The organism is Kitasatospora sp. NPDC058965 (assembly GCF_042741245.1).
In the GTDB taxonomy this organism is placed as follows: Bacteria; Actinomycetota; Actinomycetes; order Streptomycetales; family Streptomycetaceae; genus Kitasatospora.
In genome coordinates, this window is record NZ_JBHYKG010000227.1 from 1 (window position 1) to 14,070 (window position 14,070).

Below are 14,070 nucleotides of genomic sequence, written 5' to 3' on the forward strand. Positions count from 1 at the left end.
CGCCGGCGCGGCCCGCGGTCCGGGTCCGGCGCGCGGGCCCGGGCCGGGCTGCGGCTGCGCCGCGGGATGCTGACCGAACTGCTCGCCCTGCCGGCCCGGTTCGGCGTGCGCTGGCCGGTGATCGCCACCGTGGTGCTCGCCGCCGGCGGCCTGTACCTGCACGTCCTGCTGACCGCACCGCCGATGCCGCCGGGCCGGCTGCCGGCACCGGCGGGCGGCGGCGTCCAGGCCACCGACGCGGTCCACCCGGTCCGCTGAGGCACTTGTCCGACCACTGCGGGAGAGGTACTTGAGGTGCTCGACGACTCGGCTACGGTGTCCGCCATGACGTCCGTCCTCGTCGTCGAAGACGACCCCACGATCCGCTCGTCCCTGATAGAGATCCTGACGAGCCACGGTCTCCTGGTGCGCAGTTCCCCCGACGGCTTCGGCGCGCTGCGCGAGATCACCCAGTGGCGGCCGGACGCCGTCGTGCTCGACCTGGGGCTGCCCGACCTGGACGGCGCCGACGCGCTGCGGATGATCCGCGGCCTGTCGCAGGTCCCGGTGGTGGTCGCCACGGCGCGCGACGACGACGCCGAGGTGATCAAGCTGCTGAACGCGGGGGCCGACGACTACCTGGTCAAGCCCTTCTCCGGCGGCCAGCTGATCGCCCGGCTCTCCGCCGTGCTGCGCCGCAGCGGCGGCCGGCCGCTGCTGCCGGACGGCGCCGCCGGCCCGGGCGGTGCGGCGGCGGGCGGTGGTCGGCCGCCGGGCGGTGCGCCGGGCGGTGCCCCGGGCTGGTCGGCCGGCCGGGTCCCGCCGCTCCTCGCCGGTGAACTGCGGATCGATCCGGCGGCCCGCACCGTGCACCTGGCCGGCCGTGAGATCGCGCTGACCCGGCGGGAGTTCGACCTGCTGGAGTTCCTGGCCCGCAACCTCGGCCGGGTGGTCTCCAAGCGCGAGCTGCTCGCCGAGGTGTGGCGGCTGCCGTACGTGGACGAGCAGACCGTGGACGTCCACCTGTCCTGCCTGCGGCGCAAGCTCGGCGAACCGGCCTCCCGACCGCGCTACCTGCACACCGTGCGCGGTGTCGGGGTGAAGCTGGTGGCACCGCGGTGAGAGCCACCCTGGCCATGGTCGCGCTGGTGGCGACCACCATCGTGGCCGTCTCCTTCCTGGTCCCGCTGGCCCTGCTGCTGCGCACCCAGGTGCACACCCAGGCGGCGCTGGCCGCCGAACAGCGCGCCACCGCGGTGGTCCCGCTGGTCGCGCTGTCCACCGACCTGACCGAGCTCCAGCAGGCGGTGAGCCGCCCGGACACGGCGGACCGGCTGGCCGTGCAGATGCCGGACGGCGAGCTGATCGGCGCCGGGCACGCTCCCGCGGAGCTGCTGAACCGCGCGCTGGCCGGCCGCGAGCCGGTGTCCGGTGCGGTGGCCGGCGGCTCGGAGTACCTCCAGCCGGTGGTGCTCACCGCCGACCGGGTCGCCGTGGTCGAGGAGTTCGTGCCGCAGGCCGAGCTGGACCGCGGGGTGACCCGGGCCTGGACGGTGATGGGCCTGCTCGCCGCCGCCCTGGTCGGCGGCTCGGTGGTGGTGGCCGACCGCCTCGGCGCCCGGGTGGTCCGGGCCTCCCGCCGGCTCTCCGAGGCGTCCTGCGCGCTGGGGGCCGGCAACCTGGACGCCCGGGTGGTGCCGGCCGGGCCGGTGGAGCTGTACGAGGCGGGCCTGGCGTTCAACCTCATGGCCGATCGGGTCCGGCAACTGCTCGCGACCGAACGCGAACTGATCGCCGACCTGTCGCACCGGCTGCGCACACCGCTGACCGCCCTGCGGCTGACCGCCGAGCGGATCGGCCCGGTGCCGGGATCGCCGCGGCTGACGGCGGCGATCGGCCAGCTGGAGTCGGAGCTGGACTCCATCATCGTGACCGCCCGCGCCCCGCTGGCCGCCCGCCCGGCGGGCGCCGGCGCGGAAGCCCTGCGCGGCGCCGGGACGGACGGCGAGTCCTGCCAGGCCGCCGAACTGGCCCGGCACCGGGTGGGGTTCTGGTCGGTGCTGGCCGAGCAGCAGGGGCGTGCCTGCACCTTCGAGGCCACCGACGAGCCGACCGCGGTCCGGCTGCCGGAGGAGGAGCTGGCGGCGGTGGTCGACTCGCTGGTCGGCAACGTCTTCCGGCACACGCCCGAGGGCACCGGCTTCGCGGTGAGCGTGCGGCGCACCGCGCAGAGCGTGGTGCTGACGGTGGAGGACGGCGGTCCGGGGATCGCCGACCCGGCCGGTGCGCTGTCCCGGGGCGTCAGCAGCGGCGGCTCCACCGGGCTCGGCCTGGACATCGCCCGCAGCGCGGCCGAGTCGACCCGGGGACAACTGCGGATCCTGCGCAGCGAGCTGGGCGGGGCGCTGGTGGAGGTCAGCCTCGGCCTGGCGGCCGCCGAGCCGCGCCGCGGTCTGCGCCGGCGCTGGCGGCACCGCCGGCGGCGGGCCGCCGCGGGGACCGCCGGTGCCCACCGGACCGGCCTGCTGCGGGCATTCGACAGCGCAATGTCACATTCAATAAAGCTGACGAACTCTTTCCGACCGAATCCGCCCGCGAATGACCCGCCGTCGCATTCTCGCCGGATCACCTGATCGCTCCTCATGTGACCCACTGGTAGGGTCCTACTCGGGAAAGCCCACGCGACCACGGCCCCCCGGCAACGGGCAGGAACCCGTCGCGCCGTACCTCCCGCCCTGCCCTCCGGATCGCGCACGTCCCCGTGCGCGGCCCGCGGGCCGGTCCGCAGAGGAGAACTGATGTCAGAAGCGGCTGCCGCGACCCCGCCGGACACCGCCGAGCCGTCGGGACACGGCCGGACCCGCAACGGCCGGACCCGGCAGCCCTCCGGCCGCCGACGCGCGCTCGCCTACTCCGCCGCCGCCCTGATCGGCGGACTGGTCGCGGTCGCCCTGGCCGGAGTGGTGCTGGCCGCGGTCAACTCCGCCGGCACCCCCCTGCCGCCGCCCGCGACCTTCCCCGCCCCGGTCCCCGCCGCCTCGGCAGCCTCCGCCGCCGCGAGCGACATCCCGACCGCCTCGCCCCCCGACACCACTGCGCCCACCGCCTCCCCCACGGCCCCGTCGGCCTCCCCCGCCACGTCACCCTCCCCCACCGCCTCCGACTCCCTCGCCGCCACGGACTGAGCACCCTGCCCCGGCTCGCCCGATCAGTCACGGGTCCCGGCCCCCGTTCTTCGTCGACACGCGCCGCGACATCGTTCGTTCGTAGTGAGCAGGTCGATCTCCGCGTACCTCCTGCCCGAGGGCGACGGCGTACTGAATAGTGGTCGTCATGCTGAACCGAGTCGCAGTCCTCTCCGACATCCACGGTGTGCTGCCCGCGCTGGAGGCGGTCCTGGCCGAACCCGACGTCCGGGACGCCGATCTGATCGTGCTCACCGGCGACATCGCCTGCGGTCCGCAGCCGGTGCAGGTGCTCGATCTGCTGGTCGGACTCGGCGACCGGGCGGCCTGGATCCGCGGCAATGCCGATCGTGAACTGGTCGAGTACCGCCGGGGACTGCGCACGTCGATCCCGGACCCGATCGGCCCTTCGGCCGCGGAGCGGCTGCGCGACGACCAGGTCGACCTGCTGGAGGCCCTGCCGACCTCGCTCACCCGTCAGGTCCGTGGCCTCGGTGAGGTGCTGTTCTGTCACGCCACCCCTCGCGACGACGAGGAAGTGGTGCTCGTCGACTCCGGCCTGGAGCGATGGGGCGAGGTCCTCGGCGAGGTGGACGAGGCGGTCAGCACGGTGGTGTGCGGACACACCCACATGCCCTACACCCGGCTGGCCGCCGGCAGACTGGTCGTCAACCCGGGAAGCGTGGGCATGCCCTACGGCCGGCCCGGCGCCCACTGGGCCCTGCTGGGCCCGGGCGTCCAACTCCGGTCCACCCTCTTCGACGTCGAGGCCGCCGCCGCGCGGATCTCGCACGACTCCACCTTCGAGCAGGCAGCGGAATGGGCGGACTACTGCCTCAACGCGCGGGCCACCGAGGAAGCCGCGTTCAAGATCTTCGCCCCGCACGACGGGCGCGACGAGCCCCGGGCCTGACGCCGTCGCCCGCTCGGCGGGGGTGGGCCGCACTATGCTCCTGCCGTGGCTGGTCCAGTAGTGGTGATCGAGTTGGCCGAGGCGGTCCCGCCCGCGGTCGTCGAGCGGCTCCGGGCCTTCCTGCTGGGGTCGTCGGCCTGGTTCGAGGAGAAGCGCCCCGGCGGCTACGACCTCAACGTGTTCGCCGACCGACTCGGTGCCGCCGTCCCGGGTGGTGTCGACGGTCGCCGGCCCTTTCTGGTGTACGTCATGGGTCCCGGCATCGGGGACGAGAAGACCTTCGAGGCCGAGCACACGGACGGCCCCGACCTGGAACCCCTCATCGGCTTCAGCCCGACACACGCGGTCGACATCATCGCCGGGTGCAACAGCCCGATCGATCACCTCGCCACCGCCCTGCTGACCGCATCCGTCATGGAGGTGGTCGGCGGGGTGGCCAACGCTGAACTCCTCGATGACCAGGTGGCCGTCGTGGCCGGACTCCCGGGTGTGCTCGCGATGACGGACGGCCCCGTGCCGAACGTCCTCGGCACGGCGGAATTCTTGCGTGCCTGGGCTGCGCAACCGGGGTTCAGGCTTCTCAAGTAGTCACGGCTGGTACCGGTAGCCGGCCCGGGGTTCCGTGACCAGGTGCCGCGGGTTTCCCGGGTCGGCTTCCAATTTCCTGCGCAGGGTGGCGAAGTAGACCCGCAGGTAGTTGCCGTGCTGCTCGTGCTCGGGTCCCCAGACCTCGCGCAGGATCTGCTGGCCGGTCACCAGGCGTCCGGGGGCGGCCAGCAGCAGGCGCAGGATCTTCCACTCGGTGGGGGTGAGCCGGACCGTTCCCCGTGCTCCGCTGATCGTGCTCGCCGCGATGTCGACGGTGTTCTCGCCGATCACCACGGTCGGCGGCGGTCCGAGGGAGGCGGCCACGCGCCGCAGGACGGCGCGCAGGCGGGCGAAGAGCTCGTCCATCTCGAACGGCTTGGTGAGGTAGTCGTCGGCGCCGGCGTCGAGGGCGCCGATCTTGTCCGTCAGGCCGTTGCGGCCGGAGAGCACGATGATCGGCGCCGCCAGTGTGGAGCGCAGGCCGCGGATGATGTCCATGCCGTCGAAGTCCGGCAGGCCCAGGTCGAGGACGACGGCGTCGGGCGTGGCCGTGCTGACGGCGTCCAGGGCCTGCTGCCCGGTGCTGGCGGTCAGCACGTTGTAGCGCCGGGCGTGGAAGTTGATCCGCAGGCTCCGCAGCATCCCGGGTTCGTCCTCCACCACCAGGATGTGGCTCACGCCCCCGTCTCCTCGTGCGCGTCCTCGTCCGCGTCCTCGTCCTCGGCCTCCTCCGCGTCCGCGTCCGGGGCAGCGGGGAGGACCAGGAGCATGGTGGTGCCACCGCCGGGAGTCTCCTCGACGTCCAGGGTGCCGCCCATCGCCTCCGCCAACCCCCGGGAGAGCGCGAGGCCCAGGCCCAGGCCGGTGGTGTTGTCGCTGTCGCCCAGGCGCTGGAACGGCAGGAAGACCCGTTCGCGGTCCTCCGGGGCGATCCCGGGACCGTGGTCGACGACCCGCACCTCCACCCGGCCCTGGTGCTGGCTGGCGGCGACCAGCACGGGGGCGCCGGGGGCGTTGTGGCGCAGCGCGTTGGTGATCACGTTGGCCAGCACCCGCTCCAGCAGGGGTGGGTCGACCAACACGGGCGGCACCGTGTCCAGGTCCAGCGGCTGCACCGGGGCGTCGGGCTGGGCGAGCGACTCCATCGCGCTCACCAGGACGGTGGACAGCTCGGTGGGTGCGAGGTGGAGGGTGAGGGCGCCGGCCTGCAGACGGCTCATGTCGAGCAGGTTGTCCACCAGCCGGGTCAGCTTGACCAGCGACTCGTCGGCCATGCCGAGCAGTTCGGCCCGGTCCTCGGGCGAGAACTCGACGTCGGGGCTGCGCAGCGAGCCGATCGAGGCGAGCGCGGCGGCCAGCGGGGTGCGCAGGTCGTGGCTGACGGCGGCGAGCAGCGCGGTGCGCATCTTGTCGGCGGCCTTGATCGGCTCGATCTCGGCGGCCACCGTGGCGAGCCGGTCGCGCTCCAGCGCTGCCGCGAGGTGGCCGGCGAACGCGGTCAGCACCCGCTGGTCCGCGGCGGGCAACCGCCGGCCGGCGAGGACCAGTACGGCCCGGGCGTTGACGGGGACTTCCGAGACCACGCGGTCGGCTGCGGGCTCCCCGTCGGAGTCGCTGCGGGCGGTGACCTCGCCGCTCGCGCGGTCGAGCAGGGCGACCGAGTCCATGCCGAACGCGGTGCGGGTCTTGTCCAGCAGTGCGGGCACGGCGTCCGCTCCGCGCAGCACGCTGCCGGCCAGGGTGGAGAGGGTCTCGGCCTCGGCGGTGGCGCGGGCGCCGCGGGCGGCCAGCTGCGAGGCGCGGTCCACCACCGAGGAGACGGTGAGCGCGACGGTGGCGAAGACCAGCAGCGCTATCACGTTGTTCGGCTCGGCGATGGTGAAGGTGTGGATCGGCGGGATGAAGTAGTAGTTCAGCAGCAGCGAGGCGATCACCGAAGCCAGCAGTGCGGAGACCACACCGCCCAACAACGCCACAGCCACGACTCCGAGTTGGAAGATCAGCGCGGTGGTGGTCAGGTTGACCCCGTGCTGCAGCTGGGACAGCACCAGGGTGAGCAGCGCGGGCAGCACCAGGCCCGCCGAGTACCCGGCCACGGTGCGCCGCCGCGAGTGCCGCCGGCCCAGCGAGGGCAGCCGGCCGCGGCCGGTGAACTCGTGGGTGACCATGTGGACGTCGATGTCCTCGGACAGGTCGATGGTGGTCTGCCCGTTGCCCGGACCGGTGAGGAACCGGGCGAACCGGCCACGCCGGCTGGTGCCCAGCACCAGCTGGGTGGCGTCGTGCGCGCGGGCGAACGCCAGCAGCGCGCTGGGTACGTCGTCCCCGACCACCACGTGGTAGCTGCCGCCGAGGGCCTCGACGAGCTGACGCTGCTGGGCCAGCGCCCCCGGGGAGGCACCGGCCAGACCGTCGCTCTTGGTCACGTGGACGGCCAGCAGCTCGCCACCCGCGGTGCGGTCGGCGATCCGGGCGGCGCGGCGGATGATGGTCTCGCCCTCGGGGCCGCCGGTGAGGGCGACGACGACGCGTTCCCGGGTCTCCCAGACCCGGTCGATGTTGTGGGTTGCCCGGTAGTCGCGCAGGCCCTCGTCGACCCGGCCGGCCACCCAGAGCAGGGCCAGTTCGCGCAGGGCGGTCAGGTTGCCGACCCGGAAGTAGTTGGAGAGTGCTGCGTCCACCTTCTCCGCCTTGTAGACGTTGCCGTGCGCCATCCGTCGGCGCAGCGCCTGCGGTGCCATGTCGACGAGTTCGATCTGGTCGGCCTGCCGGACGACCTCGTCGGGGACGGTCTCGCGCTGGGGAATTCCGGTGATCTTCTGGACCACGTCGTTCAGCGACTCCAGGTGCTGGACGTTGACGGTGGTGATGACGTCGATCCCCGCTTCCAGGAGTTCCTCGACGTCCTGCCACCGCTTGCCGTGCCGACCGCCGGGGATGTTGGTGTGGGCGAGCTCGTCGACCAGCACCAGTTGGGGGCGCCGGGCGAGGATCGCGTCCAGGTCCATCTCGGGGAAGTCGGTGTCCCGGTAGCGCCGGCTCAGCCGCGGCACCACCTCGAGTCCCTGCAGCTGGTTCTCGGTGTGCCGGCGGCCGTGGCACTCGATGAAGCCGACCACCACGTCCGTGCCGCGGTCATGTCTGCGGTGCGCCTCGTCGAGCATCCGGTAGGTCTTGCCGACGCCGGGGGCCGAACCGAGGTAGACCCTCAGCCGCCCCCGGCGCTTCAGCGAGCCGGGCGTGAGGTCACGGGACATGGGCGCTGCTCTTTCCTGCGAGAGAGGCCGGACATGAGGAGGAACTGCTGCTGGTGCGGAGCCGCGGGCCGGCCCCGCACGGCGCAACCGACCCGGGCGCGGGGGGTCCCCTGGTGCCCGGGTCGGTGCGGTCATGCGCGTGACGGATGTGGCGTCGTCACTTCTGCTCGCTCAGTGCTGTGTTGAGGAGGACGACGTTGACGCCTGCGTCGCCGAGGAAGCCGAGCGAGCGGCCCTCGGTGTACGTGGCGACCAGCCGGTCGACGGTGTCGGTGGACAGGCCGCGGGTCTTGGCGACCCGGGCGACCTGCTCCTTGGCGTAGGCCACCGAGATGTGCGGGTCGAGGCCGGAGCCGGAGGCGGTCAGGGCGTCGGCCGGCACGGTGGCCGGGTCCACGCCGTCGAAGGCGGCGACGGCCGCGCGCCGGTCGTTGACCGTCTTGGTCAGGCCCTCGTCGTTCGGCCCGTAGTTGCTGGCCGCGGACAGGTGCGGGTCGTAGTTCGCGGCCGAGGGGCGCGGCTGGAACCACTTGGGGTCCGGCTGGGCCTGCTCGTTGGGGTCGTTCGGGTTCTGCTTGGGCAGGTTGTAGTTCTGGCCCAGCAGGCTGGAGCCGACCTCCTTGCCGTCCGCCTGGACGATCGAGCCGTTGGCCTTGTCGGCGAAGGCGAGTTGGCTCAGGCCGGTGACCAGCAGCGGGTAGGCGATGCCGAGCACGACGGTCAGCACCAGCAGCAGTCGCAGCGCGGTCCAGTGGGTGCGCAGGATGGACATGGGTCTTCTCTTCTCTCGGCTCAGCGCAGGCCGGGGATGAACTGGACGATCAGGTCGATCGCCTTGATGCCGACGAACGGCACGATCAGTCCGCCGATGCCGTACACGCCGATGTTCCGGGCCAGCAGGGAACTGGCGTTGGCCGGCCGGTACTTGACGCCCCGCAGGGCGAGCGGGATGAGGCCGACGATGACCAGGGCGTTGAACACGATCGCCGAGGTGATCGCGGAGGTCGGGCTGTGCAGGCCCATGATGTTCAGGTGCTTCAGGCCCGGGTACACGCTGGCGAACATCGCCGGGATGATGGCGAAGTACTTCGCCACGTCGTTGGCGATCGAGAACGTGGTCAACGCACCCCGGGTGATCAGGAGCTGCTTGCCGATCTCGACGATCTCGATCAGCTTGGTGGGGTTGGAGTCCAGGTCGACCATGTTGCCGGCCTCCTTGGCCGCCATGGTGCCGGTGTTCATCGCCACGCCCACGTCGGCCTGGGCCAGCGCCGGGGCGTCGTTGGTGCCGTCGCCGGTCATCGCGACCAGCTTGCCGCCCTGCTGCTCCTTCTTGATCAGGGCCATCTTGTCCTCGGGGGTGGCCTCGGCGAGGAAGTCGTCCACGCCGGCCTCGTCCGCGATCGCCTTGGCAGTCAGCGGGTTGTCGCCCGTGATCATGACGGTCTTGATGCCCATCCGGCGCAGCTCGTCGAACCGCTCCCGCATGCCCTCCTTCACCACGTCCTTGAGGTAGATGACCCCCAGGACCCGGGCCGGGGCGTCGGCGACCTTGGTCGCGACGACCAGCGGGGTGCCGCCGGCCGCCGAGATCCCGTCGACCAGCTGCGCGACATCGGCGCCGACCGAACCACCGTTCTCCGCAACCCAGTTCGACACGGACCCGGCCGCTCCCTTGCGCACCTGGTGCAGGCCGTCGGCCTCCGCCAGGTCCACCCCGGACATCCGGGTCTGGGCGGTGAACGGCACCCACGTCGCGTGCGCCAACTCGCCCTGCTCCCGGGCCCGCAGACCGTACTCGGTCTTGGCGAGGACGACGATCGAGCGACCCTCCGGAGTCTCGTCCGCGAGGCTGGACAACTGGGCGGCGTCGGCCAGTTCGTCCTTCGACACGCCCTGGGCGGGCTGGAACTCGGCGGCCTGGCGGTTGCCCAGGGTGATGGTGCCGGTCTTGTCCAGCAGCAGGGTGTTCACATCGCCGGCCGCCTCGACGGCGCGCCCCGACATCGCCAGCACGTTGCGCTGCACCAGCCGGTCCATGCCCGCGATGCCGATCGCCGAGAGCAGCGCCCCGATCGTGGTCGGGATCAGCGCCACGATCAACGCCACCAGCACCACCATCGTCTGCGGTGCGCCGGCGTAGATCGCCATCGGCTGCAGGGTCACGACCGCGACCAGGAACACGATGGTGAGCGAGGCGAGCAGGATGTTGAGCGCGATCTCGTTCGGCGTCTTCTGCCGCGCCGCGCCCTCGACCAGGGCGATCATGCGGTCGATGAAGGACTTGCCGGGCTCGGTGGCGATCCGCACCACGATCCGGTCGGAGAGCACCTTGGTGCCGCCGGTGACGGCGCTGCGGTCGCCGCCCGACTCGCGGATCACCGGCGCGGACTCGCCGGTGATCGCCGACTCGTCCACCGACGCGACGCCCTCGACCACGTCGCCGTCGCCGGGGATGACCTGGCCGGCCTCGACCACCACGTGGTCACCGAGGCGCAACGCCGTACCCGGCACCTCCTCCTCGGCCTGCGAGGCGGGCCAGTTGACGAGGCGTCGGGCCACCGACTCGGTCTTGGCCTTGCGCAGCGTGTCGGCCTGCGCCTTGCCGCGACCCTCGGCCACCGCCTCGGCCAGGTTGGCGAAGACCACGGTCAGCCACAGCCACACGGTGATCGCCCACGCGAACACCGAGGGCTTGGCGATCGCGGACACGGTGGTGACCACCGAGCCGACCTCGACCACGAACATGACCGGGTTCTTGACCATGACCCGCGGGTCGAGCTTCTTCACCGCGTCGGGAAGCGAGGCCACGATCAACTTGGGGTCGAGCAGGCCGCCGGACACTCTGTGCGGCGCCGAGGCTGCCTGCTCGGTCGGGGAAGGAGTAAGAGTGGTGGACATCAGTGCAGACCTTCCGCGATCGGCCCCAGAGCCAGGGCCGGGAAGTAGGTGAGGCCGACGACGATCAGGACGACGCCCGACAGCAGACCGACGAACAGCGGCTTGTGGGTGGGCAGCGTGCCGGCCGAGGCGGGCACCGGCTGCTGCTTGGCGAGGGAGCCGGCCAGGGCGAGGACGAAGACGATCGGCAGGAACCGGCCGAAGACCATCGCCAGCCCCAGTGCGGTGTCCCACCACGGCGAGGTCACCGTCAGGCCGCCGAACGCGGAGCCGTTGTTGTTCGCGGCCGAGGTGAAGGCGTACAGGACCTCGGAGAAGCCGTGCGGACCGGTGTTCTCCATGTTCGCCCGCTCACCGCCCAACGCCATCGCCACACCCGTGCCGACCAGCACGATCGCCGGGGTGGTGAGGATGTACAGCGAGGCGAACTTCATCTCCCGCCCGCCGAGCTTCTTGCCCAGGTACTCGGGGGTGCGCCCGACCATCAGGCCGGCCACGAAGACCGCCACGATCGCCAGGATCAGCATGCCGTAGAGACCCGAGCCGGTACCGCCGGGCGCGATCTCGCCGAGCATCATGTCGAACAGGGCGACACCACCGCCGCCCGGGGTGAGCGAGTCGTGCGCCGCATCCACCGCACCGGTGGAGGTCAGCGTCGTGGAGGAGGCGAACAGACTGCTCCCCCACAGGCCGAACCGGACTTCCTTGCCCTCCATCGCGCCGCCCGCGGCCTTCAGGGCGGTGCCGGCCGGGTGGGTCTCGAAGAACGTCATGAGCGACACCGAGGCGGCCCAGAACAGGCCCATCACGGTGACGATCGCGTAGCCCTGGCGGTTGTCGCCGATCATCCTGCCGAAGGTGCGCGGCAGCGCGAACGGGATCACCAGCAGCAGGAAGATCTCCAGCCAGTTGGTGAAGCCGGTGGGGTTCTCGAACGGGTGGGCCGAGTTGGCGTTGAAGAAGCCGCCGCCGTTGGTGCCCAGCTCCTTGATCACCTCCTGCGAGGCCACCGGCCCGCCGGGGATCGACTGCGTGTCGCCGCCCAGGGTGGCCACGTCGTGGAAGCCGTGGAAGTTCTGGATCACGCCGTTGGCCACCAGGACCAGCGCGAAGACGATCGACAGCGGCAGCAGCAGGCGCAGGCAGATCCGGGTCAGGTCGACCCAGAAATTGCCGACCCGGTCCGTCTTACTGCGGGTGAAGCCGCGGATCAGCGTGGCGACCACCGCGATGCCCACCGCGGCCGAGACGAAGTTCTGCACCGCCAGGCCAGCCATCTGCACGGTGTGACCCAGCGTGGCCTCGCCGCCGTAGTCCTGCCAGTTCGTGTTCGTCACGAAGGAGATCGCGGTGTTCCACGCGCCGTGCGGGTTCACCGCCTTGAACCCGAGCGAGAGCATCAGGTGGTTCTGCACCCGCAGGAACAGGTAGAGGAACAGCACCGACACCGCGGAGAAGGCCAGCACCGAGCGCAGGTAGGCCGTCCACCGTTGATCGGCGTCACCGTCGACGCCGATCACCTTGTAGAGGCCGCGTTCGGCTCTCAGGTGCTTGGCGGAGGTGAGGAGGTGGGCGATGTAGTCGCCCAGCGGGCGGTAGCACAGGGCGAGCGCGCCGACCAGCGCGAGCACCTGCAGCCACCCAGCGAGAGTGGAGCTCATGTCAGAACTTCTCCGGGTAGATCAGCGCTACGACCAGGTAACCGATCAGCGCAACGGCAACGATGAGACCTGCGATGTTCTCGGCGCTCACAGCTTCTCCACCCCCTTGGCGATCAGGGCCAGGACGGCGAACACGGCGACCGTGATGCCGACGAAGACGAGATCCAACATTGGCTCCACCAACTGGTTCAGGGACATTGGCCACGGGGTCCAGCGGATCCCGTCGGCACCGGTGGAAGACCGGCAACTGCAGCCAACCAGCCGTTCTCCGCGCGTCAGCGTTTCCTGACACCCTCCATACGGGTGCTCCCGCAACGTTGACGCGACCCTGATACCGCCGTGATGCGCCCGAGATGTGGGCCCGGTCGGACCGCGCCCCGGCGCGGTGCCGCTCCCGGTGTCCGGGCATGCCGAAGCCCCGGGTCCGGCTCTTCCGGTGCGGACTCGGGGCTTCGACGACAGGGGCCCGGCACCGGTGGCACGCGGCGCCGGGCCGTTCACGGGGCGATCGTCAGGCCGGCGTGCGGCCGTGGCTCGCCTTCTTCTTGCGGCGGGCCTTCTTCTTCCGGGCGCGCTTGGACACGGCTCTCCTCCGATCCGGTGCCGGTCAGGCCTGCGCGGTGGTCAGCAGGTCGGCGAGCTTGGCGAGGCGGCGCTGCGAGCGCTCCTCGTGCACGGCGACCGCGGTGGGCGCGATGTCCCCGCCGTCGTAGTACTCGCCGTTGGCCGGCGCCACCGTCGGCAGGCACAGCCGCACGACGGCCGCCGCGCCCTCGGCCGGCGGCGCGCCGACCCGCCCGTAGAGCGGGAGCAGCGCGGTGTCGCACAGGCCGGGGTTGACACTCACCGAGGTGATCCCGGAGCCCTCCGGCGCCATGGAGCCCGCGGCCATGCTCAGGGCCAGCTGGGACTGGGCGTAGGCGGCGACCCGGGAGTACTTCTTGGTCCGGTTGGGGTCGCTCCAGTTCATCGACGCGGTGCGGTGCAGCGAGGAGGAGACGTTGACGATCCGGGCGTCCCCGGCCGCCGCCAGCTGGCCCTGCAGCCGCTTGGCGAGCAGGTGGGCCGCGAGGAAGTTGACCTGGAAGGAGACCTCCACCCCGTCGTCGGTCAGCGTGCACCGCTCGGGGGCCATCACCGCCGCGTTGTTGACCAGCAGGTGCAGCACGGGCGCCGTGCGGGCGACGCTGTCCGCGAGCTGCTCCACGGCGGACAGTCGGGTGAAGTCGGCGGCGATCGTGCGCAGTTGCTCCCGCGCGGCGCCCCGGGCGACCAGCCGCTCGACGGCCTGCTCGCCCTCCTCGGCGGTGCGGGCGTGCACGATGACGGTGGCCCCCTGCTCGGCGAGCAGCCGGGCGGTCTCCCAGCCGATGCCGGAGGATGCGCCGGTGACGAGGGCAGTGCGGCCGGACAGGAAAGCCGACATGGTCCATCCATGGGTGTGCGGGCGCACCCCGGGAGCCGGCGGACGCGCGGACGCGTCGCACCGGGGTGCCGGGGGTGCGGAAGGTGAATTCGAAGGCCCCGGTCCAGGAGCCCGGACCGGGTGGCGAGAAGGCGCAGGCGGGCCACTGCTGTCGCCCGCC

The 14,070-nt window shown here is 72.0% G+C and carries 13 protein-coding genes; 6 read left to right on the forward strand and 7 right to left on the reverse strand.

Annotated elements, in window-relative coordinates:
- The 6 genes from ACFW1A_RS28975 to ACFW1A_RS29000 all read left to right on the forward strand — a co-directional run.
- Positions 1–258 (forward strand): hypothetical protein (locus ACFW1A_RS28975; RefSeq protein WP_380413754.1); only part of this gene is annotated, 258 nt, incomplete at its 5' end.
- A 66-nt stretch (positions 259–324) separates the two neighbouring features.
- A complete protein-coding gene (locus tag ACFW1A_RS28980; protein ID WP_380413756.1) occupies positions 325–1,101 on the forward strand; it encodes a response regulator transcription factor in 777 nt (258 codons plus the stop codon).
- On the forward strand, positions 1,098–2,612 hold the full coding sequence (locus ACFW1A_RS28985) for an ATP-binding protein (RefSeq protein WP_380413759.1): 1,515 nt from the start codon (positions 1,098–1,100) through the stop codon (positions 2,610–2,612). The genes ACFW1A_RS28980 and ACFW1A_RS28985 overlap by 4 nt, the downstream gene beginning before the upstream one ends.
- 165 nt (positions 2,613–2,777) lie before the next feature.
- The gene (locus ACFW1A_RS28990) at positions 2,778–3,164 is read left to right on the forward strand and encodes a hypothetical protein (protein ID WP_380413761.1); all 387 of its coding nucleotides are present in this window, start codon (positions 2,778–2,780) and stop codon (positions 3,162–3,164) included.
- Between the two features lie 148 nt (positions 3,165–3,312).
- Complete coding sequence (locus ACFW1A_RS28995; RefSeq protein WP_380413763.1) at positions 3,313–4,077, forward strand: metallophosphoesterase family protein; 765 nt, start codon at positions 3,313–3,315, stop codon at positions 4,075–4,077.
- 60 nt (positions 4,078–4,137) lie between these two features.
- Positions 4,138–4,665 carry a DUF6368 family protein gene (locus tag ACFW1A_RS29000; RefSeq protein WP_380413765.1) on the forward strand — a complete coding sequence of 176 codons (528 nt, stop codon included), beginning with the start codon at positions 4,138–4,140 and terminating at the stop codon, positions 4,663–4,665.
- Here ACFW1A_RS29000 and ACFW1A_RS29005 read toward each other — a convergent pair whose 3' ends face one another.
- From ACFW1A_RS29005 to ACFW1A_RS29035, 7 genes are all read right to left on the reverse strand, one after another.
- Positions 4,666–5,343: a response regulator gene (locus tag ACFW1A_RS29005; protein ID WP_380413767.1), complete on the reverse strand. Its 678-nt coding sequence runs from the start codon at positions 5,341–5,343 to the stop codon at positions 4,666–4,668. It lies immediately after the preceding gene.
- Entirely contained in the window at positions 5,340–7,922 is a 2,583-nt protein-coding gene (locus ACFW1A_RS29010; RefSeq protein WP_380413769.1) for an ATP-binding protein, read from the reverse strand. Before ACFW1A_RS29010 ends, ACFW1A_RS29005 begins: the two co-directional genes overlap by 4 nt.
- A 157-nt stretch (positions 7,923–8,079) precedes the next feature.
- Positions 8,080–8,694: a K(+)-transporting ATPase subunit C gene (gene kdpC, locus ACFW1A_RS29015; protein WP_380413771.1), complete on the reverse strand. Its 615-nt coding sequence runs from the start codon at positions 8,692–8,694 to the stop codon at positions 8,080–8,082.
- 20 nt (positions 8,695–8,714) lie between these two features.
- Positions 8,715–10,823 (reverse strand): potassium-transporting ATPase subunit KdpB, encoded by a 2,109-nt coding sequence (gene kdpB, locus ACFW1A_RS29020; RefSeq protein WP_380413773.1) that lies wholly within the window; start codon positions 10,821–10,823, stop codon positions 8,715–8,717.
- Positions 10,823–12,484: a potassium-transporting ATPase subunit KdpA gene (gene kdpA, locus ACFW1A_RS29025; protein WP_380413776.1), complete on the reverse strand. Its 1,662-nt coding sequence runs from the start codon at positions 12,482–12,484 to the stop codon at positions 10,823–10,825. Before kdpA ends, kdpB begins: the two co-directional genes overlap by 1 nt.
- Before the next feature lies 1 nt (position 12,485).
- A complete protein-coding gene (gene kdpF, locus ACFW1A_RS29030) occupies positions 12,486–12,575 on the reverse strand; it encodes a K(+)-transporting ATPase subunit F (RefSeq protein ID WP_104819925.1) in 90 nt (29 codons plus the stop codon).
- Positions 12,576–13,091: 516 nt separating this feature from the next.
- Complete coding sequence (locus ACFW1A_RS29035; protein WP_380413779.1) at positions 13,092–13,910, reverse strand: SDR family NAD(P)-dependent oxidoreductase; 819 nt, start codon at positions 13,908–13,910, stop codon at positions 13,092–13,094.
- Positions 13,911–14,070: the final 160 nt, after the last annotated feature.

Coding starts and splice junctions, on each gene's coding strand:
- kdpA (WP_380413776.1), bottom strand. CDS start 12,484: ATGAGCTCCACTCTCGCTGGGTGGCTGCAGGTGCTCGCGCTGGTCGGC.
- ACFW1A_RS29010 (WP_380413769.1), bottom strand. CDS start 7,922: ATGTCCCGTGACCTCACGCCCGGCTCGCTGAAGCGCCGGGGGCGGCTG.
- kdpB (WP_380413773.1), bottom strand. CDS start 10,823: ATGTCCACCACTCTTACTCCTTCCCCGACCGAGCAGGCAGCCTCGGCG.
- ACFW1A_RS28980 (WP_380413756.1), top strand. CDS start 325: ATGACGTCCGTCCTCGTCGTCGAAGACGACCCCACGATCCGCTCGTCC.
- ACFW1A_RS28990 (WP_380413761.1), top strand. CDS start 2,778: ATGTCAGAAGCGGCTGCCGCGACCCCGCCGGACACCGCCGAGCCGTCG.
- ACFW1A_RS28995 (WP_380413763.1), top strand. CDS start 3,313: ATGCTGAACCGAGTCGCAGTCCTCTCCGACATCCACGGTGTGCTGCCC.
- kdpC (WP_380413771.1), bottom strand. CDS start 8,694: ATGTCCATCCTGCGCACCCACTGGACCGCGCTGCGACTGCTGCTGGTG.
- ACFW1A_RS29035 (WP_380413779.1), bottom strand. CDS start 13,910: ATGTCGGCTTTCCTGTCCGGCCGCACTGCCCTCGTCACCGGCGCATCC.